Origin of the sequence: Candidatus Palauibacter sp. (assembly GCF_965213655.1) — a bacterium.
In the GTDB taxonomy this organism is placed as follows: domain Bacteria; phylum Gemmatimonadota; class Gemmatimonadetes; order Palauibacterales; family Palauibacteraceae; genus Palauibacter.
Genome location: NZ_CBDBZT010000003.1, coordinates 1,329,728 through 1,353,890, shown reverse-complemented (window position 1 = coordinate 1,353,890; position 24,163 = coordinate 1,329,728). Strand labels below are relative to the sequence as shown.

Below are 24,163 nucleotides of genomic sequence, written 5' to 3'. Positions count from 1 at the left end.
GTGTCGGATCTACGGGCCGAGTGCCCCCAGCGGGATCACGCTCACACCGTCCGGACGAACATATCCGAAGCCGCGTTCGACGATGACAGCAAGGGCGGCGGGTTCACCGCACCGGCCCGTATCCACTCGATCGGCGAACTTCAGGAGCGAGTGCGCCGCCTCATCGATCCGGCCCAGGCCGAGCTTGATCTCGAAGGCCGCCCAGCGGCCGGGACCCGCGTCGACGATGGCGTCCACCTCGAGACCGGTGTGGTCCCGGTAGTGGCTTACGCTCGCGCCGAGGGCCTGGGCATAGACGCGCAAATCGCGGATCACCATCGATTCGAAGAGGAAGCCGAACCAGGAAAAGTCGTGCAGGAGCTCTTCCGGCCCTGCGCCGAGTGCCGCTGCCGCAATGGACGGATCCACAAGGTGCCTCTTGGGGGAAGTCTGAAGCCGCGAGCGTGATCTCAGGTGAGGTGCCCACGGCGGCTGGTCCTCCACAACCATCAGGCGTTCAAGGCTGGTGAGGTACGAACGCGCCGTGTGGCCCGTCATCGACGGTTGGTCCGGGCCGGAGACATCGCGGGCGATGGTTGCGAGGGAAGCGTACGTCGCGACGTTTCGAGCCAGCGACTGCATGAAGCGGTGGACTCGACCCGGGTCCCGCCGCACTCCATCAACGCGGCGCAGGTCGGCACGACAGATGTCGTCTACGTAGCCCCGATTCACGCGCATCGACTCTGCGACCGACGATTGGAGATGCCCCGGCCAGCCACCCACGCATACCATTTCGGCCAGGTCATGCACAGACAGGTCAATCGACGGTTGGGAGATAGGCGCGCTCCCGAGCACGTTCGCGAGTGACACCTGGCCGGTGCTGTGCCCCAGTTCGAAGAGCGACATGGGGCGGAGGCGCAGCCGGAGGATTCGGCCGGCGCCGGTATGGCGCGTGACGTCATCGGGCGGAACGGCCGACCCGGTAAGGATGAACTGGCCCTTCCCGGAGCGCGCATCCACCGCGCGGCGGATGTGGTTCCAGATCACCGGGGCAGTCTGCCACTCATCGATTAGCCGAGGGGTGGCGCCTTCAAGCACCAGATCGGGATTGACCAGGATCATGTCCCGGGCCGTTCGATCCACATCCAGGAAGACCTCGCTGGCCACCACGTGCCGGGCGGTCTCGGTCTTCCCACAGGCGCGCGGACCTTCGACCAGCACTGCTCCGGCCGCGGCCAGACACTCCCTCAATTCCCGATCGGCCACGCGATCGCGGTAGCTCCCGGCGTCGAGTCCACTCGCGCGCCCGCTTACATGCCGGAATGTGCGTTCCGCCGCCACGTCCCCTCCTTCATCGGTTCTTGACTCCATGCCGACCGCCCCCGCAACACGCCCTTCCCGTGGTATAGGGTAGTGGGAGATAGACAGATTTTCAACGCCTACAGAAACAGATTTTCAACGTCTACATGGACAGATATTCAACGAAAACGGAAACGCAACCTCAGCTCTGCCCGGTAGGCCGACGGTTCGTGGCCCTTCGGGGGCTGCTCACGCCGTGCGCTCCGGCCCCCTTGTATTGCGCGGGTATCTCTGTCGTGCAGTATTCCGGGCGGAAGCCCGTCATCTCCCCGTTTCCGAGGCAGTACCATGAAAGCAGCCCGAGTCCTTGCCCTGTCCGCCGCCGGCCTCCTCTTCGGCGCCGCGACCGGCGCCGCCCAGTCCGCGCTCGAGACGGCCATCTCGCATCTGGAGTACCGGGAGATCGGCCCCGCCCTCATGGGAGGACGGATCGCGGACCTCGCCGTCGTCGAAGCGAAGCCGCAGATCTTCTATATCGGCACGGCGACCGGCGGCCTGTGGAAGACCGAGAACCACGGCACCTCGTGGACGCCGCTGTTCGACGACCAGCCGACGAGTTCGATCGGGGACGTGACTCTCCACCAGGCGAACCCGAACCTCGTCTGGGTGGGGACGGGCGAGCCTCAGAACCGTCAGTCCTCTCCGTGGGGGAACGGCGTCTACAAGTCCACGGACGGCGGGAACACGTGGATGCACATGGGGCTCGAGGCGACGAAGCACATTGCGCGCATCCTCATCCATCCCCGGAACCCCGACATCGTCCATGTGGCCGCGATGGGAGACCTGTGGGGTTCGAACCCCGAGCGCGGCGTCTTCCGGACGACCGATGGCGGAGAGTCGTGGGAGAAGGTCCTTTTCATCGACGACCACACGGGCGCCATCGACCTCGCGATGGATCCCGCCGACCCCAACACGATCTTCGCGGCCATGTACCAGCGGCAGCGGACGGGCTGGGGCTTCAACGGCGGCGGCCCCGGGAGCGGCCTCTACCGGACGGTGGACGGGGGCGACACCTGGACGGAACTCACCGAGGGTCTGCCGGAAGGCGACAAGGGCCGGATCGGGATCGACATCTACCGCCAGGACGGGAACCTCGTCTACGCGCTTGTCGAGGCGGATCCGCGACGCCCGGGCCAGGGCTTCGGCGGCGGCGGAGGCGGTCCGCGCCAGGGCGGCACCTTCCGCTCCACGGACCGGGGCGAGACGTGGGAGAAGATGTCGGACACGAACCCGCGCCCGATGTACTACTCCCAGGTCCGCATCGATCCGAGCAACCCCGACCGCATCTACGTCCTCGGCACGCAGTTGGCGATCTCGGATGACGGGGGACGGACGTTCCGGAACGACGGGGCGGTGCAGATCCACGTCGACCACCACCAGCTATGGATCAACCCGGAGGACCCCGATCACCTGATTCTGGGCAGCGACGGCGGGGTCGCGGCGTCGTGGGACGGGGCCGCGCACTGGCGCATGTTCGACAACATCCCGCTCGGCCAGTTCTACGCGATCGGGTTCGACATGCGCACGCCGTACGCGGTGTGCGGCGGGCTGCAGGACAACGATGCGTGGTGCGGGCCCTCGGATACGCGCTCCTTCCACGGCATCCGGCACCAGGACTGGTACGAGACGGCGTACGGTGACGGCTTCTTCACCATCGTCGACCCCACCGACTCCACGATCGTGTACTCGGAGTCGCAGGGCGGGAACATGAACCGTTACGACCTGACGACGGGTGAGAAGATCCCCATGCGTCCGATCGTCGGCCCGCGCGCGGACGGGGACACGACGAAGGCCTACCGCTACAACTGGAACTCGCCGCTCCTCCTCTCGCCACACGACCCGGCCACCGTCTACCTGGGCGCGAACTACCTGCTGCGCTCGCGGGACTACGGAATGTCATGGGAGGAAGTCGGCGGCCTCGACCTCACGAAGCAGATCGACCGCGAGGAACTCGAGATCATGGGCGTCCCGGGCTCCGAGCCGCAGATGTCGCTCAACGACGGAATCTCGAACTACGGAAACCTCACGTCGGTGGAGGAATCGTCGCTCGTGCGGGGGCTCATCTACGCGGGGACGGACGACGGGAACCTGCAGGTGACACGGGACGACGGCGAGACGTGGGAGAACGTCGTCGACCGCATCCCGGGCCTTCCCGAACGGACGTACGTGAGCCGGGTGGAGCCGTCGCACCATGTGGAGGGGCGCGTGTACGCGACCTTCGACGGGCACCGGAACGGAGACTACGCGGCCTACGCCTACGTGAGCGAGGACTACGGCCAGAGCTGGCGGGCAATCACGAACGGGTTGCCGGACGGCTGGTCGGTGAACGTGATCGTCGAGCACCACCGCGCGCCCAACCTCCTCTTCATCGGCAACGAGGTCGGCGTCTTCGTCTCTGTGGATCGCGGCGAGAGCTGGGCGCAGCTCAAGAACAACCTGCCCACGGTGCCGGTGGACGACATCCTCGTCCATCCGCGCGAGAACGACCTCATCGTCGGCACGCATGGGCGCAGCCTCTACATCCTCGCCGACGTGGCGCCGCTCGAGGCCCTGTCCGAGGGGATGATGGCCGAGACCGGGGCGGTGTTCGGCGACCACTCGATCATGTGGACGGAGAAAGGGGACTGGCCCTTCTACGGCGCCACCTACAGCGCCCCGAACCCGCCGCGCGGGGCCCGGATCCGCTACTACCTGCGCGACGCCCCGGGAGAAGCCATGGCCGAGGACGACGAGGAGGGCGAACACGAGGACGGCGATGGCGAGGACGGCGATGAGGACGGCGACGGCGACGGCGACGAGGGTGAGCACGAGGCGGACGACGCGGACGACGAGGCGTTCGCGCTGAAGATCACCGATGCTTCGGGGGTACACGTCCGTTCGCTGGAGGCGCCCTCCGATGTCGGGATCAACGAAGTCATCTGGGACTGGCGTTACGACGCGCCGTACGAACGTGAGGGCGGCGGGGGTCCGGGTGGCGGCGGTGGGTTCTTCGGCGGTGGTGCGCCGCAGGGGCCGATCGTCCTCCCCGGCACCTACACGGTGAGCATGGAGGCGGGCGGCGAGACGTTCTCGGCCGAGGTCGAAGTCGTCGCCGAGCCGCGGCGGCCCATGAGCCGGGCGGATCGGATGGCCCGGCAGGACGCCCTCATGAGCCTCCACGCCATGGCCGGCCCGATCTACGAGGCGGGGCAGGCCCTGGACGCGCTCGAGGAGCAACTGTCGGCAGCGGAGGAACTGATCGAGGGCGCGGAAGAGGCGCCGGAGGGACTGGAGGAGGAGATCGAGGAGATCGAAGAGGAGATCGAGGAGATCCGGGACGAACTGGGGGATGCGCGCCGGAACGCCGGCGTGGCGAACGCGATCCAGGGGTCCTCGACGCTTCCGACCGCGGACCATCTGTGGCAGGTGGACGAGGTCTGGAACGTGATGCCGGAATTGCTCGACCGACTCAACGTGCTGATCGAAACCCGCGTGCCGGCGCTCAACGCGCAGCTCTACGCCGAAACCGTGCGGCCGTCCGCGGGCGATCCGATCGTACTGCCGGACCGGCCGGGCGGCTGACGGGCGGCCGACCCGTGGCACCGATAGATTGCGGCCCATGCAACGAATGACGAGACGAGAGATGAACTCACCCCTCGCGGGGCTGCCCGCGCCGTTGCTCGCCCTCGGGCTGGCAGTTGTCGCGGTGTCCGCCTCGGACGGGCCCGTGCCGCCGGGACTCGGCTCCGTCCTCGCGCCCTCCGCGCCCGTCGGGCGGTCCGCGCAGTCCCCGGCCACGGTGGTTCGGGTTCCGATCTCCGGCACGATCGAACTCGGCGTGGCCCCGTTCGTGGCGCGCGCGCTCTCGGAAGCGGCGGAGTCCGGCGCGCCCGCCGTGATCATCGAACTCGACACGCCCGGCGGCCGGGTCGACGCGGCGTGGAAGATCATCGACGACCTGCGCGACTCCGAGGTGCCGACCTACGCCTACGTGAACCGCCGCGCGCTCTCGGCCGGTGCGATGATCGCGCTCGCCACCGACCGGATCTACATGCGGCCGGGCTCAACGCTGGGAGCCGCCACGCCGGTCACGGGCGAGGGCGAGAAGGCGCCGGAGAAGATGGTGAGCGCCATGCGCTCCGAGTTCCGGGCGCTGGCCGAGGAGCGGGGACTCGATCCGCTGATCGCGGAGGCGATGGTCGACGAGAGTATCGAGGTCCCCGGCGTGAGCGAAGCCGGCAGGCTGCTCACCCTCACGACGGATGAAGCCACGGCGCTCGGGGTCGCGGACGCGGAGGTCCGGGACCTCATCGAACTCCTGGAGGTCATGCGGCTTCCGGCCGCCCCGGTGCGGGAGGTCCAGCCCAACTGGGCGGAGGCGATCGTCCGCTTCCTGACGAACCCGGCGGTTGCGCCGCTCCTCCTCAGCCTCGGCTTCCTCGGACTCATAGTAGAGGTCCGGACGCCGAGCTTCGGCGTGGCGGGCGCGGTGGGACTCGCCTCGCTGGCCGCGTTTTTCGGCGCGCACCACCTCGTCCACCTGGCGGGGATCGAGGAGATTCTCATCTTCGGCGCGGGGGTCGTGCTCATCGCGCTCGAGGTCTTCGTCATCCCCGGGTTCGGGATCGCCGGAATCCTGGGGGCGGGCGCGATCCTCGGGGCGACCGTCATGGGCATGGTGGGCCAGGTCCCGACCTTCGACCAGGTGTTCAATGCGGCCGGGCTCGTCTCTCTCTCGATCATTCTCGTGGGGGTCGCCACGTGGGTGCTCGTGCGGCACCTCCCCCGAAGCAAACGCTTCTCCGGTCTTTTCCTGCGCGCCTCGACGAGCCGCGAGACGGGCTACCTTTCGATGCCCCCGCGCGAAGATCTGATCGACGCACTTGGCGTCACGTCGACCGACCTGCGGCCCACAGGGGTCGCGATCATCAACGACGAACGCATCCATGTCGTAACCGAGGGGCCCTGGCTCGAGGCCGGGACCCCGATACGTGTCCTCGAGGTGGCGAGCGGGCGGGTTCTCGTGCGCCGTGCCAAGAGGGCTCCGGCAGCCGAAAACAGGAACGAGGTCTGATATGCAAGGACTAGACGGATTCGCGGGCAGCAGCATCATCCTCCTCATGGTCGCCGCCCTGGGCCTACTCATTCTGTCGTGGATCGTGCCCATCCGACTCTGGGTCACGGCGATGGCGTCGGGGGTTCGAGTGGGTCTCGGGAGTCTGGTGGGGATGCGCCTGAGGAAGATCCCCCCGCCGCGGATCGTCTATCCGCTCATCAGTTCCTACAAGGCGGGGCTTCCGCTCAATACGAACGAACTGGAATCACACTTTCTGGCGGGCGGCGATGTCGAGCGGGTTGTGAACGCGCTCATCTCGGCGGACAAGGCGAGCATCGAGTTGCCGTTCCGGCAGGCCGCCGCGATCGACCTCGCGGGGCGGGATGTACTCGACGCGGTGCAGGTATCGGTGAATCCGCGGGTCATCCAGACGCCGAAGGTCGCCGCGATGGCGAAGGACGGGATCCAGCTCATCGCGACGGCACGCGTGACGGTGCGGGCGAACATCAACCGCCTCGTCGGCGGGGCGGGGGAGGAGACGATCCTGGCCCGGGTCGGCGAAGGGATCGTGTCGACGATCGGGTCGGCCTCGTCTCACAAGGCGGTGCTCGAGAACCCGGACAACATCTCGAAGACCGTGCTCGCCAAGGGGCTCGACTCCGGGACCGCGTTCGAGATCCTCTCCATCGATATCGCCGATGTCGATGTGGGGAAGAACATCGGGGCGGAACTGCAGACGGATCAGGCCGAGGCGGACAAGCGGATCGCGCAGGCGAAGGCGGAGGAACGCCGCGCCATGGCGGTGGCGTCGGAGCAGGAGAACCTCGCTCTGGTCCAGCAGATGCAGGCCGAGGTCGTGAAGGCGGAGGCGGAGGTCCCGCTCGCGATGGCCGAAGCGTTCCGTGAGGGCAACCTCGGGATCATGGATTACATGAAGTACCGCAACATCCAGAGTGACACGCAGATGCGGAGGTCCATCGCGAAGCCGCCGGAAGGCGATAAGGACGGCTGATGCCTGATCTCGAGGGCGCGCTGCCCATCATCCTGCTGCTGGCCTTCTTCTGGGTGCGGAGCATGAGAGCCGCGATGAAGAAGAACCGCCAGCGGCAGGAACAGGCGCTCGATCAGGCGGGGGCGGAACCCGGGTTCGAAGCCGAGCCGGCGCGCGTGCGGGCCACCGATCCTGCCGGGGAAGAGACGCCGCCACCCGCGCGGCGCCCGGGCCTGCGCGATCAGCTGCGCGAGATGGGGCGTCAGCTCGAGGAGCAGATGCAGCAGGCGACGGAGGAGGGGCGGCCGGGGAGTCTGGTGAAGCACGTGGAGCCGGAGGAGATGCCCGAGACGCCCCCCTTCCTGCGCCCGACCACGCCGGTTCCGGCCCGGCGGCCGTCCCCGGCGCCGGCGGCTATCGTCCCCCGGACTCCGCCCCGCACTCCGGGACGGCGAACGCCGCCCCCCATGTCGCCGATCGCCGGCGCGCGGTCCCCGAGCGCCGTCTCCGGGCGCGGCAATCCGCTGGAGCGGCTCGAGCGCTATCCCACGCTCGCGAGGGCCGTGATCCTGTCCGAGATTCTGGGGACTCCGCCGGGCTTGACCGACCGCGAGGGACCGCCGGCGCCACGCGAGTAGCGGGCACCGGCGGCCGGACGGCCGGACCCGCTACATGCTGTGCAGGGCGAATCCCGCGCCCTGCGGGTCGATCCCGTGGAGGATGTGCCCGCTCTCGCCCGGGATCTTGAGCGGCGGCGTCACGATCGTGCCCCCGAGGTCCTCGATCACCTTCACGGAAGCGTGCACGTCGGGGACGGACATGTAGAGGAACCAGCACGGGGGCGGCATGTCTTCGGTCCGCGTCATCATCCCCCCGAATTCCTTGCCGTTGCGACCGTACATCTGGTAGATGCCGTGCCCGCCCATGTCCATCTGCGTCGTCTTCTCCCAGCCGAACAGATCGGAGTAGAACGACCACGCAGCCTCCCAGTCCGCCGAGATCAGTTCGTGCCAGGAGCATTCGCCGACGGCCGGCGGGCCGTCGTGCCCGGGGGTGGCGTCCGACGGCTCATACGCCGTGAACACCGCGCCTCCGGGATCGGCCAGTACCGCAAGACGTCCGATTTCGGGGAGTTCCATCCGGTGGTGCACGGTGCCCCCGAGTCGGGCGGCCTTCTCCGCCGTCGCGTCGACATCGGGCGTCGAGATGTAGGGCAGCCAGTGGGGCGGCACCCCGCCGGCCCGGGCGTTGGGCGGCAACTCCATCACGCCGCCGATGGGCGTGCCGTTGTTGTTCCAGGTGATGTACGGCGGCCCCTCCCCCTGCCACGCGCCGGTCTCCCAGCCGACGACGCCCCGGTAGAAGTCCTGCGCGCCATCGAGGTCGGTGGTAAGAAGCTCGTACCAGCAGAATCGGCCGAGTGGTGTCTCGGACATGTGCAGCCTCCGGAATGTTCGCGGTTTTCGAACTGCGGTTGGTCGTGAAGGGTCGTGAAGCCGGGAATCCTATCCGTTGGCGGGGTGATCGTCGAGGAAGGGTGACTTCTTCTTCGGTGGAAGCAAAATGTCGCCGAAGGGAGATACTTCGGGAGCGTCTCCCGCTCGCCCCGCCTGGCCTGCCACCCTCGTGCCGGTACCGAGGATCGTCTGCAGTTCGCGCTCGCTGAGTTCGAAGGGGTCGTCGCCCGCGTAGAGCGGCGGGCGGGCGCGGCGGGGGGCGCGGGGGTTCCCCGGGACGGGTTCGAAGCGCCACTCGTGCTTCGAGGAGACGCGCACTGCCCAGCGCGTCCCGTCACGATCGGCAAACTTCCGGTGGCTCACAAACTCTTGTCGGAGATGAGCCGCTTCACCCACGGAGCGGCGACCAGCCCCACGATGCCGACGGCGCCGATGGTCATGGCGATGTTCTGGAACAGCGGTGCCGGCGCAAGGTCTGCCAGCCGTCCGGCCACCAGCCCGGCGAACAGGTTGCCCAGCGCCGCACCGACGAACCACACCCCCATCATCTGACCGACCCGGTTCGCCGGCGAAAGCTTGGTGATGGCGGACAGCCCGATTGGCGAGATGCAGAGTTCGCCGACGGTGTGGAAGAAGTACGTCACCACCAGCCACGAGGGACTCACGAGGTTGTCGACGGAGGCGTTGGCCGCGCCCCAGGCCAGCACGAAAAACCCGATGGTCAGCCCGACCAGCCCCATCCCCGCCTTCATGGGAATCGACGGGTTGCGGTTGCGTCGCTCCAGCCACACCCACAGCGCCCCGAAGACGGGCGCGAGCAGGATGATGAAGAAGGAGTTCACCGACTGCAGGAATCCCGCCGGCATGAGCCATCCGAGGATGTTGCGGTCGGTGTAGTCACGGCCGAAAAGGTTGAGTGAAGATCCGGCCTGCTCGAAGCCCGACCAGAAGACGGCGATCAGCAGGAATAGCCAGAAGATCACGCCCAGGCGCCGGTTCTCTTCCGGCGAGTGGCCTCCCATCGTCCACAGGTAGACGAAATAGGCCGCGATGATCACCGCCACCCCGTAGCCCAGAACCGTCGCGATTCCGGTCAGGGTTACGGGGATCACGCCGCTCGAGACCAGGTAACCGAAGGCCACGACCGCCAGGACCACGGCGAAGAAGCCGCCGAAGAATCTGCGCGACCTGGCCGCTACCTGTGCCGCACTGTCGGACGTCTTCAGCAGACCCGCGTCGCCCAGCAGGTGGGCGCGGCTCCGGTACTGGATCAAGCCCAGAGCCATGCCCACGCCGGCTGCTCCGAAGCCCCAGTGCCAGTTGTAGCTCTCTGCGAGGAAGCTCGTCACCAGCGGTCCGAGCAGCGCCCCGAGGTTGATCCCCATGTAGAAGATCGAAAATCCCGCGTCCCGTCTCGCGCCCCCTTCGGGATAGAGGTCGCCCACGACGGTGCTGACGTTGGGCTTGAGCAGCCCCGTACCGAGGATGACGAAGACGAGTCCCAGGAAGAAGGCGAAGGTGCTTGGCACCGCCATCGTGAAGTGGCCGAGGGCGATGATCCAGCCTCCGACCCAAACCGCCTTGCGCTGCCCCCAGAGGTTGTCGGCGATCCATCCGCCGGGGAGCGCCATGATGTAGACCAGGCTCGTGTACAGCCCGTAGATCGCGGCGGCGGTCCCCACATCCAGCCCCATGCCGGGGTTGGCGACCTCGGATCCGTCGCCACGCAGGATCACGTTCGTTGTCGCCGTCGTCATGTAGAGCGCGAGCAGCGCTCGCATCCCGTAGTACGAGAAGCGCTCCCACATCTCCGTGAAGAAGAGGGTGGAGAGCCCGGCGGGATGCCCGAACCAGGATCGGTGCGCGGAGGCTGCGGAAGGGGAGGTGGACGGCGTCGTGGATTCGTTCAGTGGTCCGGACTCCTTGCCTGGAAACACGCTCTGGCGGCGTAAGACCGGACCCGGGAACCCACGCCGAGGCGGCTCCGCACGGCGAGCCCGGCCTCATGGATCGAGCCTCGAAGGTAGTATAGCGCTGTGCGGGTCAGCGACCAATCCTCGCTGCCGATGTCCTGTTCCCGTCCTTCCGAATGAGGATCGCGGTCCCTGCCAGGGCGATGATGGCGAAGGAGAACCACTGGATCGCATAGGAGAAGTGCGGTCCCGAATCCGTCTCGATCTCTCTGGCGGGGCGAAGTGCGGCGTCCGGAGGCGGATCGCCCGCCCGCAGCACGTGAGGGGAGGGGTCGAGGGTGGACTCCTCCCGGATCAGGGCGAGGTCGAGGCCCGCGATGGCCAGGTGTCGTGCACCGCCGATCTCGACCTGGAGGGGCTGGCCGCCCCGCCCGTCGCGGGAGGAGACGAAGACGCCGTCGACCCGCGCCGGTGAATCGGCCCCCGGCGTCGCCGCCGGTGAATCGGCCCAGCCGGCCGACAGGTTGGGGCGCAGGCCGTCGGGTGCGGGCAACCAGCCGCGCAAAACCATCACGACCGGCCCTGCGTCGCCGCCAACGAAGAGCGGGGTCAGCACCTCCGCGCCGGCCCGCCCGTCCAGGGTGCGGCTCCGGATGACGACCTCGCCGGCCCGGTCCCAGCGGCCGGTGAGCCGCGCGCGGCGGCCGATGAGGCCCGCCGTGTCGGACGGCACGTCGCCAGGGTCGCTCCACACGAGCCGCGGGGCCTCCGCACGGGCCGCGCGCCCGCGCACCCCGGCACTCCGCTCGCCGTGCCGGTCGAGCTGCCAGAACCCGAGGCGCACGAAGAGCGCGCTCAGGCCGATCGCGACGATACAGAGCAGGATCTTGCGAGTGGAAGTCATGGAGACACGAGTCTATGGGGTCGCGCAGGCGGGCGCAGCCGCCCGCGGTGGTGGCCGCACGCTGCAACCTTCTTGCCGCGCCGAGGCCCGTTCGCCGATCTTCCCGCTCCCGTATGGGCGGCCGATGCCGCCCGCCCGAATCCGCCGGAAGGACGCCGCGATGATCTTCCACAGCCCGCATCCCCCGATCACCGTCCCGGAGCAGTCGTTCTCCGACTATCTCCTGGGCTCTCTCGGCGATCATCGGGACAAGCCCGCCTTCATCGAAGGGCCGACCGGGCGCGTGGTCACATATGGACAACTCCGGGACCAGGCACGCGCCGGCGCCCGGGGACTCGCGGCCCGCGGACTCGGGCGCGGAGGCGTCGTCGCCATCTGCAGTCCGAACCTTCCGGAGTACGCGACGGCGTTTCACGCAGTCGGGATCGCGGGCGGCTGCAGCACGACGCTGAACCCGCTCAGCACCGATGACGAACTCGTCTCTCAGTTGAACGACTCCGGCGCCCGCTGGTTCATCACGGTCCCCCCGCTCCTCGACCGGGCCCAGGCGGTGGCGGCACGCACGGGGATCGAGGAGATCATCGTCTTCGGAGAGGCCGAGGGCGCCACCGCCTTCGCCGACCTCATTGCAGACGGCATGAGGACGGATGCCGAGCCGGCGGGCATCGGGGACCCCGCGGAGGATCTCCTCACGCTCCCGTATTCGAGCGGAACGACGGGCGTCTCCAAGGGGGTGATGCTGACGCACCGCAACCTTGTCGCGAACATCGAACAGTTCAGCGGCCTCGGTTTGGTCGGGGCCGATGACGTCGTGCTCGCGGTCCTCCCCTTCTTCCACATCTACGGCATGGTGGTGATCATGAGCGGCGCCCTGAGAGAGGGCGCGACGGTCGTTACGATGCCCCGCTTCGATCTCGTGGAGTTCCTGGAGACGATTCAGCGGTACCGGGCGACCTGCCTCTACCTCGTGCCGCCGATCGTCCTCGGTCTCGCCAAGCATCCCGTCGTCGATGGCTACGACCTCTCCACCGTGAACTGGATCATGTCCGGAGCGGCTCCGCTCGGGGAGGAGGCGGCCGTCGCCTGCCAGGAGCGGATCGGGTGCCGCATCTTCCAGGGCTACGGCCTGACCGAGGCGAGTCCCGTGACCCACGTCTGCTTCGGGGAGACTGTGGACGCGGACAAGATCGGGACCATCGGTCCGGTGATCCCGAGCACGGAGATGGTGATCGTCGACCTCGATTCGGGCGCGCCGCTGGGGCCCGGCGAGGAGGGAGAGGTGTGGGTCCGCGGGCCGCAGGTGATGAAGGGCTACCTCAACAACCCGCAGGCCACGGCGGAAACCATCGACGCAGACGGGCGGCTTCATACGGGGGACGTGGGTCGGGCGGACGAAGACGGCTACGTGACGATCGTCGACCGCGCCAAGGAACTCATCAAGTACAAGGGTTACCAGGTGGCTCCCGCCGAACTCGAGGACCTGCTGCTCGCACATCCGGCGGTGGCCGATGTCGCGGTCATCCCCGTCGCGGACGAGGAAGCGGGGGAGATTCCCAAGGCGTGCGTCGTGAAGTCGGGGGACGTGACGGGCGAGGGCATCATGGAGTACGTGGCCGGGCGCGTGGCCCCGCAGAAGAAGGTCCGCGCCGTCGAGTTCCTGGACGAGATCCCGAAATCCGCTTCCGGGAAGATCCTGCGCCGCTTCCTCGTGGACCGAGAGCGGGCCCGGGCTGCGGGGACGGAATCGTGAGCGACGCGCTGCAGGAGAGGTACGCGCCCGAATCCATCTGTTTCGGGTGCGGCCACGCGAATCCGGAAGGGCTCCGGCTGCGCAGCTTCCCTACCGGAGACCGTGGGGGCGCCGGCGGGGACGACGCCGCGGACGCGGCGGCGACCGCCGCGGGGGAGGCGGGAGACGGGGGGTACGAGGTGGTGGCCGAGTGGACTCCCGGGCCGAACCACCGCTCGTTCCCGGGGATCCTGAACGGCGGCATCATCGGGACGCTGCTCGACTGCCAGTGCAACTGGTGCGCGGCGCACTATTTCATGCGGACGCGCGGCGTCGATCATCCACCCGTCACCGTGACGGCCGAGTACACGGTCCGGCTCATGAAGCCGACACCCTCCGACGCGCCCGTGCAACTCCGCGCCCGGATCGCCGAAGGGGGCGAGCGGAAGGTCCGCGTCGAAGCGGAGTTGCTCTCCGGAGGCGAGCGGACGGCCACATGTACAGGGACATTCGTCGCCATTGCGGAAGGACATCCGGCTCATGGAACGAGGTAACGAGCGACGTAACGGACGAGATCACGCGAGCGTGCGCCGAGGGACCGCCCCGGCCCTCCTGATCCTGGGTCTCGCACTCGGCCCCGCCCTCGGTCATCCGGCCGGCGCGGGGTGGGCCGCTGGGTGGGCGGCGCCCCTCGCGGCCCAGGCTCCAGCCTCGGCGGCGGTCTCTGCGCCCATTGAGGTGGCGGAGGCCTCGATCCCGGAACTCCGGGAGGCGCTGTCGTCGGGCCGGGTAACCTCGGTTCAACTCGTCGACGCCTACCTCGACCGCATCGCCGCCTACGACCTGGCGGGTCCTCGTCTCAACTCGGTCGTGCGCGTGCATCCGGAGGCGCGGGAGCAGGCGGAGCGGCTGGACCAGGAGCGGGTGGCGGGGCAGGTGAGGGGGCCGCTGCACGGGATCCCGATCCTGCTCAAGGACAACTACGACACCTTCGACATGCCGACGACGGGGTCGACGCTCGCGCTCGCGGGATCGGTTCCGCCCGACGACGCCTTCCAGGTGCGAAAGCTCCGCGAGGCGGGGGCGATCATCCTCGCCAAGACGAACCTGCACGAACTCGCGGCCGGGATCACGAGCATCAGTTCGCTCGGGGGACAGACTCGGAACCCGTACGACCCGGTGCGAAACCCCGGCGGCTCGTCGGGCGGGACGGGGGCGGCCGTGGCCGCGAGTTTCGGGGCCGTGGGATGGGGGTCGGACACGTGCGGGTCGATCCGGATCCCCTCGTCCGTCCACAACCTCGTGGGGCTGCGGCCGACCAAGGGGCTGTCGAGCATCGACGGGATCGTGCCGCTCTCGCACACGCAGGACACGGGCGGGCCGCTGGCGCGGTCGGTCGTGGACCTCGCGCTCGCGCTCGACGCGACGATCGGCGTGGACGCGGCGGACCCGGCGACGGCCGCGCTGGAAGGCCGGCCGCCCATCGAGTTCGCGGCGTCGCTCGATGCGGGGGCGCTGCAGGGGGCCCGCATCGGCGCGCTGGAGAGGTGGCTCTCCGATTCGGGCGCCGAGGCTCCGGTCACGGACGCGGTCCGCGCCGCGCTGGACGCGATGGTCGCCGCGGGGGCGGAGGTCGTCGAGGTGACGATCCCGGAGATGGACTCGCTGTTGGCCCGCACCAGCGTCATCGGCCACGAATTCGCCCTCGATCTCGCGGCCTATCTTGCCGCCACGGACGGCACGCCGGTCGAGTCGCTCGGTGAGATCGTGGCGCTGGGACTGCACAGCGAGCAGCTGGACGGCACCTTTCGCCGACGCTCGCAGGCCGGTCCGGGCGATGAGGCCGCTTATGCCGAGGCGCTGGAGCGGCAGGCCGCGCTGCGCGAAGCGATCGTGGCTTTCATGGACGAGGAGCGGCTCGACGCGATCGCCTACCCGACGCTGCGGCGGGACCCCGCGCTCATCGGCTCGCCGCCGGTCGGGGGGACGTGTCAGCTCGCCGCGCACAGCGGGCTTCCGGCCATCAGCGCCCCCGCGGGCTTCACGCGGACCGGCATGCCGACCGGCATTGAGCTCCTCGGCCGCCCGTTCGACGATGCCCGGCTGGTCTCGCTGGCATATGCGCTCGAACGGGCGACGCAGCCCCGCCGCGCTCCCCACCGCACGCCCGCGCTCGTGGACGGCCGCGCACCGGAACCGCTCCGCTTCAGCGTCGCGGGCGACGGCGGATGGGCCGGGCGGCCCGCCGCCCCTCGCCTGACCGGCAGCTTCAGCCTCGACCTCCCGCGCGGCGCCCTGCGCTACGTCATCTCCACCGCCGGAGTCGGGCCGGCGGACGTCCACGCGATCGTCCTCCAGCGCCGGGGCAGCGGGACGCGGCCGAACGCGGTCGTGCACCGTCTCTCCGGCCCGGGCCTCGCGTCGGCCGAGGGCACGCTGCCCTTGAGCGCTGCCGACTTGGCCGACCTGCTCGACAGACGCCTTGAACTCGCGCTCTACACGGCCGACCGCCCCCTCGGCGCCGTCCGGCTCGTCCTCACCCCGGAGGGCTGAGGGGCAAATCTCGAAGCGTCGGCCACCGGGAGGCCGCATGACCGCCGTCTCGGGTCAGCGAACCTCGGCCGGGAGCCTCCGCACGACGACGCGCGCCACATCGAGTTCGTCCCGCTCGATGAACGCCGCGAGTCCATCCGGGCCGAAGGCGTCCGGCATCTCGGTCGCCCCGGTCGCGTAGGTGCCGACGTACGTCCCTTCCGGTGTCAGGATATCGATGGGCCCGTCGCTTTGCGGCTCTTCGCCCCGGCGTTGCACCCAGATGCGGCCCTCCCATGTGGTGGCGAGGCCGCGCAGCACGGGAATCTCGTGGTAGTAGCGGTCCTCCAGTTCGAAGGTGGCCTCAGGTGCGGGATTGTTGCCCTCCGCACGCCCCACGAACATGAGCCTCCTCGACCCCCCGGTTCCGCCGAGCGCCCTCCGGGCGGCTGCCGTCCTCTCCTCGCGCTCCCTCCGGACCTCCGGCGTCACCGGCTCGGGCTTGAAGGGCCGCCGGATGATGCGCCCGACATCCCGCGCACCTGGCGGAGTGACCTTGAGCGCGTACGCCGACGAGTCGGAGTGAACGATGCCGCCATCGGGAAGGATACCCACCAGGAACGGGGGCTCAAACACGGTGGGCATGGCCATGCCGCGAAGCGCGCCTCGAAGCTCGCCGGGCACATCGTTTGACGCGAGATCATCCAGGTCGGTGCGTGGGGGCAGCCATCCGTCCGCCACCGTGTCGGCGCGCGCGACCTCTCCGTCGAGTCCGACCCGCAGCACCGGACGGGAGGTGGGCGGAGCCGCCGAGCCGCCCGCGCCCCTGACGGTGAGACCCACGCTCCCACCGGCATAGACGGCTCCACCGCGCGGGTCCGGTTGGATGTCGTAGGCCGGGATCGACACCGCGTCGGGCCCGTCGTCCGCCCGGACCATGCGCTGAAACTCGCCGGAGGCGTCGAAGAGTTGGTAGGCGCGGTGACCGACATCGCTCACGACCACGGTGCCGTCCCGCAGCACCGCGAAACCCATCGGCTGGTTGAACTCGCCCGGACCTCCACCCGAGGAGCCGAACTCGCGCACGAAGCGCCCTGCCGCGTCGAACACGAGGACCCTCACATCCCCGGCACGCATCAGAGTCATCCCTCCGAAACGCGTCGGACTGGACGTCCCGTCGAAGACGTAGAGATTGCCTTCCGCGTCGAAGGAGACCCGGCCCACCTGGGCGAACATCTCCCAGGATTCACCGTCCAGGACGCCGACCCGGTACACCTCCTCGAACTCGGGTTCGATCGGCCGGTCCCGGCCCGTGACGTCGATCACCTCCTGGGCCAAGAGGCTCCGGATGGCGAAGGGTGAGTTCCAGGGCAGGGGGCCGCAGAGGACCAGCCCGAGACCGAAGATCGTCGCCGCGGCCAGTCGGCTCAGCCATGTCTTCGTCATTCCGAATCCTCCTCTGCCAGCTGACAGCATCTACTAGGGGCATAGTTAACCGGATCCTCCGTGTGACAGCCACGACTGCGCGCAAAGTTGCCCGGATTCATCCGGGTCGCCGTCCAACCTTGAGTCCCTTCCTCTTCGCGCCGCGAGCGAACCTCTATCCGAAGCCAACCGGGTGCCTGCGGCCGAGTCCGGGGTTGCCGGGATCCGGTACGCTTGCGCGCCTCAGGGAACACATCTAGACTACCGGAGTAGTTGACTATTACGGTAGTCGTTCAAGTGAACGGATACGAACCCACAACGAACACCGAGAAAGGAAGCGAACGATGAAGATCGTGATCGCATCACTCATGATGCTTGGCGCGGCGGGAGTCAGCTTTCCCGCACTCGCCGGAGGCGGGGGGGACAGCGCACCCCGCCTGCAGGAGGAGCAGGACATTGGAAGAAGCATGGATGCGGAGGAGCTCTACGACATCGTGAAGCAGGCTCGCGCCCAGCTGCGCGAGACGCGTGTGCTCGCGGGGCTCGGCGCCCACGCATCCGGGCCGCAGGTCGGTCGGCTGGAAAGCCGTGAAGGCAGGGAAGGCCGCACCGAGTACGGCAACCGAGAGCGCGGCGAAGGAGGCGAGGAAGGGGGTGCCTACCTCGGCAGGATGACGAGGCAGGACGAACTCTTCGCGAACGGCGCTCGTCTGATCCTTCAATTCAATCCCAACACGCAGGTGTTCGTCGGTTCGGTGACGAACACGACGACGCGGACTCTGTCGCAGGTACGCGTGGAGATTCACCTGGACAACGGCACGGAACTCGGTCCGACGAAGCGCATCAACGTCGGGCCGGGTCAAACGATCCCGGTCGAACTCGGCACGTTCGGGAACGATTTCAGCTCCTGGGTCAGCCATCCCGAAGCCGGCGTCGAGCAGGGCCACGGCGGTGGAGAGGAGAGCGGTGAAGGTCGGGGCGGCCGCGAAGGCCGGGGTGAGCACGGGGGTCGCGAAGGTGGTGCCGAGCACGGCGGGGAGGCTAGTGGCGAGCACGGTGGCCAAGCGGGCGGCGAAGTGGGCGGCGAAGAGGCCCGCCCGCGAGACGCAGCTTACCGTCCGCTGTACAACCAGCTCCAAGTCCTGCGCGGTGAGATGCGCGCGTTCGAGGTCGAGCTGAGGGCGAGGTCACGGTAGACCCGCGCGCGGCCCGCTCCGCTGCAGGTCCACCGAGTGACCCACGTTTCGATGGCAGCGTCTATTCGAGACGCATTGGGCAACGTATCAGAATCGAACAGGAGAAAACCGAAATGAAGCTACGAGGAACCTTGACCACGGCCATCGTCATGGCCGCCGCCGTCGTCGCGGCCGGTTGCGGAAACAGCCCAACCGAGCCGGGGGAGAGCGGCACGCAGTACCAGTTGACGGATACCGCCAGGGAGAGCCGCAGCGGTGTCGACCTCATCCTTCGCTATGACCAGCCGAACGAGATGTTCACGGGCACGCTCGCGAACACGACTGGCGCACCCGTGGCGGACGTACGCGTCGAGATCCACCTGTCGAACGGGACCGAGTTGGGCCCGACGCCCCGGATCGTGATCGGACCGGGAGAAACGAATCCGGTTGAACTCGATGCGCGGGGTCAGAGCTTTACGTCGTTCAGCGTCCACATCGAGATCGGACCGGGGAGCTGAAGGGGGCAGGCTTCTGCCATCGGCGCGCCGTCAGGTGCGGCTCGCCATCGAACGGTCGCCGTGTCCGCTGCGGCGGCCGTTCGGGCCCCCTCGCAATCCGTCGACCCCGGGAACGTTTGCCGGAATCCGGGGTCCTGGAGTATGACTATCTGAGTAATCGGTCGGTCCCGTACCGCCGGAGGACATCCAAAATGCAGCGGAAGCGACAACTCGGAGACCTGCAGCTCGCGATCATGCGCGTGCTCTGGGAGCGCGGCGAAGCCCCGGCGATCGAGGTTCACCGGGCACTCCTCGAGGAGCGGGGTCTTGCTGTCACGACGATCAAGACGATGCTGCGCAAGCTCGAGGAGTACGGTTGTGTGAGCCACCGGTTGAACGGCCGGCAGTTCATTTACCGGCCCGCGATAGCCGAGACGGACGTTCGCGAAGGGATGGTCGGCGACCTCGTGCAGCGCATGTTCTCCGGCGACAGCACGGCGCTGGTCAATCATCTGATCGAGTCGGGCGAGGTCGATGTCGAGGATCTCGATGATCTCAGGGCTCTCGTGGCCAAGAAACGGGAGAGGGGAACGGGATGAACGAAATGACGGCCTGGCTCCTCGCGTTCCTCGTCCACAGCACCCTGTGGTGCGGCGTCGCCTGGCTCGGCCTGCGTCTTTTCCCAAGAACGCATCCGCGCCTGAAGGAAACGATCTGGTACACGGCGCTCGCCGCGAGCCTCCTCACTCCGACGGCTCGGGCGCTCACCTCGCCGGAGGCGGCGGTCTGGCGGCTTCCGGCGCCCGCCTTCGTGGCCGGCGCGGAGCAACGCGAATCCGGAGGCGAACGGGGCGAACACGCCCGAGGGGACGTTGCCACTTCCATGCCCGCGCCGGCAGGCCGAGAAGCCCGCGGCGAAGGTGAAGAAGCCCACGGCGAGGAGACCGCGGCCAGCCCGGCGTGGTCCGGCGCGGCGGGTGCCGTGTGGCTCGCGCTGGCCGGCGGTCTGCTCGCCCTCTATCTCCTTCGGCTGGTCATGCTCCGCCGCCGCCTTCATCATCGCGAGCCGGTAGCGGACCCGCGAGCGTCAAGAGCACTTGCGACGCTGAGTCGCCGGGCGAAGCTGGACTCTCCTCCGCGCCTGACGGAGTGCCACACCCTGGGTTCGCCGCTTGCGCTCGGCGTGGGAGCCCGTCGCGAGATCTGCGTACCGGTTCGAGCCTTCCATGAACTGGACGAAGGCGAGCTCACCGCGCTCCTGGGCCACGAGGTCGCGCACCATCGGCGTCGCGACACGATCCGGCTGGGGGTCCTGAATGTCCTGCAGGCGATCTTCTTCTTCCAGCCTCTCTTCCGGCTTGCGGGGCGTGAGGTACGCTTCGCTACCGAAGCGCAATGCGACGATTGGGCGGCCAGCCAGCTCAAGGACCGTTTCGCCATGGCGAGTTGCTTGACGGAGGTGGCCGGCTGGGTGGTCCGGCGCGACCGGAGCATCCCCGTTCCCTGCTGCACGAACGCGGTTCGTCGCGGTCGCCGGGGGGCGTTTGGCGGGGCATGGCCGTCGTCGGCGTCCTTGCCCTCGCCCCCTGGCTCGCTCCCGCCGTGGGTCCGGCCGGAGACCTGTCCCACGAGGATCGGCGTGCTTCCGAACACGTGCCGGCATCGGAGCACGGGCAACTGCGGGGCCGCGAGCTCGATCGGCCCGAGTCCGAACACGCGCCCGTCCGATACCGCGAACGACGAGAACATCACGAGGCTGGCGGGCCGGGGGCGCGACACTAGCAGCTAGCGGCCCGAGACGCCCGGGAGACCCTCCGGTTCGTCGTCCCACCACCATAGCGGGGCGAGCGGCCGCTGCCGCGGATAGACCTCGTCCAGCGTGTCGGCGTCGTACAGCCGACCGTTGAACATCACCTGCTCGATCTCGTTCGTGTTACGCAGGTCGTCCAGCGGGTTCGCCGTCAGGATCACGAGGTCGGCCAGCTTGCCCGCCTCGATCGAGCCGAGGTCCTGGTCGAGCCCGATCGCCTCCGCTCCGAAGATCGTCGCCATGCGGAGCGCGTCGTACTCGTCCATGTCGTCGGGAACCATCGACCACAGCTCCCAGTGGTAGCCGAGTCCCTGCAACTGGCCGTGGCTGCCCACCCCCGCCTTGCCGCCGGCCTCGACCAGATCCCTGACGAAGTCCGCGTGGCGCGAGAACACGTGCTGGTCCTCGCGGAACCACTGCGGCCGGCGCAGCGTGCGCGAGTCGACCTCATCGTGCGGGATGAAGCGGCGCAGTTTCGGATCGTCGTGCGGGTTCTCGCGTGAGTAGAAGTAGTTCTCCGCCCACGGCCCCCCGTATGACACCAGCAGCGTCGGTGTGTAGACGCGGGCGGTCTCCGCGAAGAGCTGCACGTAGTCGTCGTACACCGGGAAGATGGGGATCGAGTGCTCGAGCCCCGGATACCCGTCGACCGTCTCCGTGAGGTTCTGCCGGAGGTTCAGCGAGCCCTCGGTGGTCGGCATGAGTCCGAGTTCGCGCGCCGCCATGATGATGTGCTGCCGCCCCTTCCTGGCCGCGGCCACGTACATCTTGATCGTCTTGGTGTCGAAGTAGTCGGAGTAGCGGGAGAGGACGTCCATCGCCTCCTCCTCGGTGTCGATGCCGTCCTGCCAGAAGACGCCCGGCCCGGTCGAATAGACACGCGGACCGAGAACGCTTCCAGTGCGCACCATGTCCGCGTAGGAGAGCACTTCGGTGTTACCCGTCTGCGGATCGCGCGTGGTCGTGACGCCGTACGCGAGGTTGGCGAGGTACGGCCACACGTCGGTCCGGTGCAGCTGGTCGCGCGCCCGGAGGTGCGCATGCGTGTCGACGTAGCCCGGCACGACGGTGCGGCCGCTGATGTCGAACACCACCGCGTCGTCGGGTACGGTTACCGACCCGCTTGCCCCCACCGCCTCGATCCGGTTGTTGCGGACCACGATATCCGCGTTCTCGATCACCTCGTCGGCGGCCATCGTGATCGCGCGCCCGCCGCGGAGCACGGCGACGCCGGACGGAATGTCGCGCGGAGCTTCAATCAGAATCCGGTGCTCAACGGCCCGGTAGCCCTCGTCCTCCTCTTCTTCTTCGGTCTCTTCTTCCTCTTCCTCGTCCTCGGCTTCCGCTCCGGCCCCCTCGTCCGTCTCCTCGTCGGTGTCTTCCTCGGCTTCGGCCGCTTCCACGCTGTCCTCGTACGCCTGCGCGGCGTCGAGGTCGTAGGCGAAGTGCGCGTTCCCGAGCGAAAAGTGCACCGTGCGCCCGTCGCCGCTCCAGGCCGGGAACTCCCCGCCGATGTCTGTCACCCTGCGCGCCGGGAAGGAGGCGTTGTCCGGGTTCGAGACGTTGATCGTCGGCGTCACGCCCACGCGCGGCACCGTCACCGTGTAAATCTCGCGCTGGATCTCGGCGAGCGCCTGGTCGCCGCGGGGCGCCATCTCGATGACCGACGGTGACATGCCCTGGCTCGAACCCTGCGGCGTGGGTCCGCGCACCTTCACGTGCTCCTTCTCGTCCGTCCCGTCCCAGCGGATCGAAACGAGCGCGTCCGGGAAGCGGAACAGGTGAATGCGGTCGTTCCCCTCCGTGAAATGGGGATTCGCGCGCCCGTCCGTGGGGGCGATCAGCGTCGCCGGTCCGCCGCCCGAGCCGTCGGGGTCGGCGGACACCCACACGATTTCGGTGCCGGGCGCGCCGCCCTCGCCCTGCGTCTCGTAGGCCCGGATCAGCCCCCGCACTGCCACGATGCGGTCGCCGGGTCCCCAGGCGGGGGCGAAATACGTGGCCGCGTCGCGCGTGAGCCGCACCGGGTCGCCACCGCCATCGGAACGCGTCTTGTACAGGTGGCCCTCGTTCCCGTCCCACGTTGAATAGGCGATCCACTCGCCGTCCGGAGACCAGGTCGCGAAGTGCTCCGACATGTCGGCGTCCGTCACCCGCTCGGGGTTCGAGCCGTCAGCGCCCGAGACCCAGAGCCGGTCCAGTGCCGTGAAGGCGAGCCGATCACCGGAAGGGGAGGGCGCCGCGTCGCGGATCTGGCGCACGGTGAAGGTCGGCGTGTCCTCGATCGGGTAGTCGAAGTCGACCCTCGGACCGAGCGCGAGGTCGAACTGCACGCGGAAGGGGATCTCCTCCGCGTCGCCGCCCTCGACCGGCAGCTTCCAGATCTTCCCGCCGTAGGAGGCCACGAGATGCCGCGAATCCGGTGTGAAGGACATGCCCGGGAGCACGTCCAGCGTGGCGCGCGACTCCTGGTCGTCGTGCTGCACCGGATAGGCGAGCCAGCGCTCGTCGCCGCTATCGAGGTCGCGGAGCAGGAGCCCCGTGTGTTCTTCGTGCCGCGTCCCGAACACGAGCCAGCGGCCGTCCGGGGAGAGAGTGGGCCGGATCGCCGAGCCGTAGCGGGACGAGCGAGTGTAACGTTCGCCGGATTCGCGGTCGTAGGCCTCGATCTGGTACTGAGGAAACTGCGCGTTGTAGGTCCAGTCTCCGGTGCGGCGCGCGTACCAGATGTAGCGGCCATCGGGGGATACGGCGGCCCCGAGCATCTTCAGGTTGTCCGGCTCCGAGACGAGTTCGATTCCGCTCCCGCCATCCACATGGAACATCTTGATCTTCGGGAGCCCGCCGCCGCGGAAGCCGCCCATCGAGGCGACCACGTAGTCCCCGTCCGGCAGCCATTCGGGCGATTCGGCGCGGTTGGCCGATCCTCGCGAGATCTGCGTCGTGTCGGAGCCATCGAGCGAACGGACCCAGATATTCTGTCCGCCGTCATGGTCCGAGCTGTATACGATCCGCGTCCCGTCGGGGGAGAAGCGGGGCTGGGCGTCGAACGCCATGCCCGAAGTGAGCTGCGTCGCGTCCCCGCCACCGATGGGAATGGTGAACAGGTCCCCGAGGTAGTCGAACACGATCGTCTCGCCGTCCGGACTCACGTCGAGCGAAATCCAGCTCCCCTCCGTCATGTTCATGGGGACAAGGCGATCGACCGGCAGCGGCAGGTCCTCGTTCCGGTCCTCGTCCTCCTGGCCCCGCACCCCACCTGCGGCCGCGAGAAGGAACGCGAAGGCAAGGCCGCACGAGGCGGCGGCGCGGAACGCTGGGTCAAGGAACGACGGCTTCTTCATCGGACGACTCCCG

The 24,163-nt window shown here is 68.6% G+C and carries 18 protein-coding genes; 11 read left to right on the top strand and 7 right to left on the bottom strand.

Going from position 1 to position 24,163, the window contains the following annotated elements; all coding sequences use genetic code 11:
- Positions 1 to 9: 9 nt before the first annotated feature.
- On the bottom strand, positions 10 to 1,350 hold the full coding sequence (locus tag ACOOGH_RS08245) for an ATP-binding protein (protein ID WP_420448462.1): 1,341 nt from the start codon (positions 1,348 to 1,350) through the stop codon (positions 10 to 12).
- Positions 1,351 to 1,626: 276 nt separating this feature from the next.
- Between ACOOGH_RS08245 and ACOOGH_RS08240 the strand changes: the two genes are divergently transcribed.
- From ACOOGH_RS08240 to ACOOGH_RS08225, 4 genes are all read left to right on the top strand, one after another.
- Positions 1,627 to 4,899, top strand: a complete 3,273-nt coding sequence (locus tag ACOOGH_RS08240; RefSeq protein WP_420448461.1) for a WD40/YVTN/BNR-like repeat-containing protein — start codon at positions 1,627 to 1,629, stop codon at positions 4,897 to 4,899.
- 61 nt (positions 4,900 to 4,960) lie between these two features.
- Positions 4,961 to 6,391 (top strand): NfeD family protein, encoded by a 1,431-nt coding sequence (locus tag ACOOGH_RS08235; RefSeq protein WP_420448460.1) that lies wholly within the window; start codon positions 4,961 to 4,963, stop codon positions 6,389 to 6,391.
- A 1-nt stretch (position 6,392) separates the two neighbouring features.
- Complete coding sequence (gene floA / locus ACOOGH_RS08230) at positions 6,393 to 7,385, top strand: flotillin-like protein FloA (protein ID WP_420448459.1); 993 nt, start codon at positions 6,393 to 6,395, stop codon at positions 7,383 to 7,385.
- Entirely contained in the window at positions 7,385 to 8,002 is a 618-nt protein-coding gene (locus tag ACOOGH_RS08225; RefSeq protein WP_420448458.1) for a hypothetical protein, read from the top strand. The genes floA and ACOOGH_RS08225 overlap by 1 nt, the downstream gene beginning before the upstream one ends.
- A 30-nt stretch (positions 8,003 to 8,032) precedes the next feature.
- Here the strand turns inward: ACOOGH_RS08225 and ACOOGH_RS08220 are convergent, their stop codons facing one another.
- From ACOOGH_RS08220 to ACOOGH_RS08205, 4 genes are all read right to left on the bottom strand, one after another.
- Positions 8,033 to 8,800, bottom strand: coding sequence for a VOC family protein (locus ACOOGH_RS08220; RefSeq protein ID WP_420448457.1), 768 nt, complete (start codon positions 8,798 to 8,800; stop codon positions 8,033 to 8,035).
- Between the two features lie 69 nt (positions 8,801 to 8,869).
- A complete protein-coding gene (locus ACOOGH_RS08215; RefSeq protein WP_420448456.1) occupies positions 8,870 to 9,184 on the bottom strand; it encodes a hypothetical protein in 315 nt (104 codons plus the stop codon).
- The gene (locus ACOOGH_RS08210; protein WP_420448455.1) at positions 9,181 to 10,758 is read right to left on the bottom strand and encodes a peptide MFS transporter; all 1,578 of its coding nucleotides are present in this window, start codon (positions 10,756 to 10,758) and stop codon (positions 9,181 to 9,183) included. Before ACOOGH_RS08210 ends, ACOOGH_RS08215 begins: the two co-directional genes overlap by 4 nt.
- A gap of 106 nt (positions 10,759 to 10,864) precedes the next feature.
- Positions 10,865 to 11,638 carry an SURF1 family protein gene (locus ACOOGH_RS08205; protein ID WP_420448454.1) on the bottom strand — a complete coding sequence of 258 codons (774 nt, stop codon included), beginning with the start codon at positions 11,636 to 11,638 and terminating at the stop codon, positions 10,865 to 10,867.
- On the opposite strand from ACOOGH_RS08205, the gene ACOOGH_RS08200 reads away from it, so the two are divergent.
- From ACOOGH_RS08200 to ACOOGH_RS08190, 3 genes are read left to right on the top strand one after another with little or no spacing between them, the layout of a single operon-like run.
- Positions 11,637 to 13,388, top strand: a complete 1,752-nt coding sequence (locus tag ACOOGH_RS08200; protein ID WP_420448453.1) for an AMP-binding protein — start codon at positions 11,637 to 11,639, stop codon at positions 13,386 to 13,388. The two genes, ACOOGH_RS08205 and ACOOGH_RS08200, sit on opposite strands and share 2 nt — an antisense overlap.
- Positions 13,385 to 13,921 carry a PaaI family thioesterase gene (locus tag ACOOGH_RS08195; protein WP_420448452.1) on the top strand — a complete coding sequence of 179 codons (537 nt, stop codon included), beginning with the start codon at positions 13,385 to 13,387 and terminating at the stop codon, positions 13,919 to 13,921. The genes ACOOGH_RS08200 and ACOOGH_RS08195 overlap by 4 nt, the downstream gene beginning before the upstream one ends.
- Positions 13,908 to 15,920 (top strand): amidase, encoded by a 2,013-nt coding sequence (locus ACOOGH_RS08190; RefSeq protein WP_420448451.1) that lies wholly within the window; start codon positions 13,908 to 13,910, stop codon positions 15,918 to 15,920. The genes ACOOGH_RS08195 and ACOOGH_RS08190 overlap by 14 nt, the downstream gene beginning before the upstream one ends.
- 54 nt (positions 15,921 to 15,974) lie before the next feature.
- Here the strand turns inward: ACOOGH_RS08190 and ACOOGH_RS08185 are convergent, their stop codons facing one another.
- Entirely contained in the window at positions 15,975 to 17,345 is a 1,371-nt protein-coding gene (locus tag ACOOGH_RS08185) for a 6-bladed beta-propeller (protein WP_420448450.1), read from the bottom strand.
- A 323-nt stretch (positions 17,346 to 17,668) separates the two neighbouring features.
- Between ACOOGH_RS08185 and ACOOGH_RS08180 the strand changes: the two genes are divergently transcribed.
- The 4 genes from ACOOGH_RS08180 to ACOOGH_RS08165 all read left to right on the top strand — a co-directional run bounded on the left by ACOOGH_RS08180 (position 17,669) and on the right by ACOOGH_RS08165 (position 20,785).
- Positions 17,669 to 18,520 carry a hypothetical protein gene (locus ACOOGH_RS08180; RefSeq protein WP_420448449.1) on the top strand — a complete coding sequence of 284 codons (852 nt, stop codon included), beginning with the start codon at positions 17,669 to 17,671 and terminating at the stop codon, positions 18,518 to 18,520.
- Positions 18,521 to 18,633: 113 nt separating this feature from the next.
- Positions 18,634 to 19,017, top strand: a complete 384-nt coding sequence (locus tag ACOOGH_RS08175) for a hypothetical protein (RefSeq protein WP_420448448.1) — start codon at positions 18,634 to 18,636, stop codon at positions 19,015 to 19,017.
- Positions 19,018 to 19,208: 191 nt separating this feature from the next.
- Complete coding sequence (locus tag ACOOGH_RS08170) at positions 19,209 to 19,595, top strand: BlaI/MecI/CopY family transcriptional regulator (RefSeq protein WP_420448447.1); 387 nt, start codon at positions 19,209 to 19,211, stop codon at positions 19,593 to 19,595.
- Complete coding sequence (locus ACOOGH_RS08165; protein ID WP_420448446.1) at positions 19,592 to 20,785, top strand: M56 family metallopeptidase; 1,194 nt, start codon at positions 19,592 to 19,594, stop codon at positions 20,783 to 20,785. Before ACOOGH_RS08170 ends, ACOOGH_RS08165 begins: the two co-directional genes overlap by 4 nt.
- Here the strand turns inward: ACOOGH_RS08165 and ACOOGH_RS08160 are convergent.
- Positions 20,782 to 24,150 (bottom strand): amidohydrolase family protein, encoded by a 3,369-nt coding sequence (locus ACOOGH_RS08160; protein ID WP_420448445.1) that lies wholly within the window; start codon positions 24,148 to 24,150, stop codon positions 20,782 to 20,784. The two genes, ACOOGH_RS08165 and ACOOGH_RS08160, sit on opposite strands and share 4 nt — an antisense overlap.
- Positions 24,151 to 24,163: the final 13 nt, after the last annotated feature.

Excerpts from the sequence above, each read along its gene's own strand:
- ACOOGH_RS08160 (WP_420448445.1), bottom strand. The coding sequence starts at position 24,150 with ATGAAGAAGCCGTCGTTCCTTGACCCAGCGTTCCGCGCCGCCGCCTCG.
- ACOOGH_RS08190 (WP_420448451.1), top strand. The coding sequence starts at position 13,908 with ATGGAACGAGGTAACGAGCGACGTAACGGACGAGATCACGCGAGCGTG.
- ACOOGH_RS08205 (WP_420448454.1), bottom strand. The coding sequence starts at position 11,638 with ATGACTTCCACTCGCAAGATCCTGCTCTGTATCGTCGCGATCGGCCTG.
- ACOOGH_RS08180 (WP_420448449.1), top strand. The coding sequence starts at position 17,669 with ATGAAGATCGTGATCGCATCACTCATGATGCTTGGCGCGGCGGGAGTC.
- ACOOGH_RS08245 (WP_420448462.1), bottom strand. The coding sequence starts at position 1,350 with ATGGAGTCAAGAACCGATGAAGGAGGGGACGTGGCGGCGGAACGCACA.
- ACOOGH_RS08170 (WP_420448447.1), top strand. The coding sequence starts at position 19,209 with ATGCAGCGGAAGCGACAACTCGGAGACCTGCAGCTCGCGATCATGCGC.
- ACOOGH_RS08185 (WP_420448450.1), bottom strand. The coding sequence starts at position 17,345 with ATGACGAAGACATGGCTGAGCCGACTGGCCGCGGCGACGATCTTCGGT.
- ACOOGH_RS08235 (WP_420448460.1), top strand. The coding sequence starts at position 4,961 with ATGAACTCACCCCTCGCGGGGCTGCCCGCGCCGTTGCTCGCCCTCGGG.
- ACOOGH_RS08225 (WP_420448458.1), top strand. The coding sequence starts at position 7,385 with ATGCCTGATCTCGAGGGCGCGCTGCCCATCATCCTGCTGCTGGCCTTC.
- ACOOGH_RS08175 (WP_420448448.1), top strand. The coding sequence starts at position 18,634 with ATGAAGCTACGAGGAACCTTGACCACGGCCATCGTCATGGCCGCCGCC.
- ACOOGH_RS08240 (WP_420448461.1), top strand. The coding sequence starts at position 1,627 with ATGAAAGCAGCCCGAGTCCTTGCCCTGTCCGCCGCCGGCCTCCTCTTC.
- floA (WP_420448459.1), top strand. The coding sequence starts at position 6,393 with ATGCAAGGACTAGACGGATTCGCGGGCAGCAGCATCATCCTCCTCATG.
- ACOOGH_RS08220 (WP_420448457.1), bottom strand. The coding sequence starts at position 8,800 with ATGTCCGAGACACCACTCGGCCGATTCTGCTGGTACGAGCTTCTTACC.
- ACOOGH_RS08165 (WP_420448446.1), top strand. The coding sequence starts at position 19,592 with ATGAACGAAATGACGGCCTGGCTCCTCGCGTTCCTCGTCCACAGCACC.
- ACOOGH_RS08200 (WP_420448453.1), top strand. The coding sequence starts at position 11,637 with ATGGAGACACGAGTCTATGGGGTCGCGCAGGCGGGCGCAGCCGCCCGC.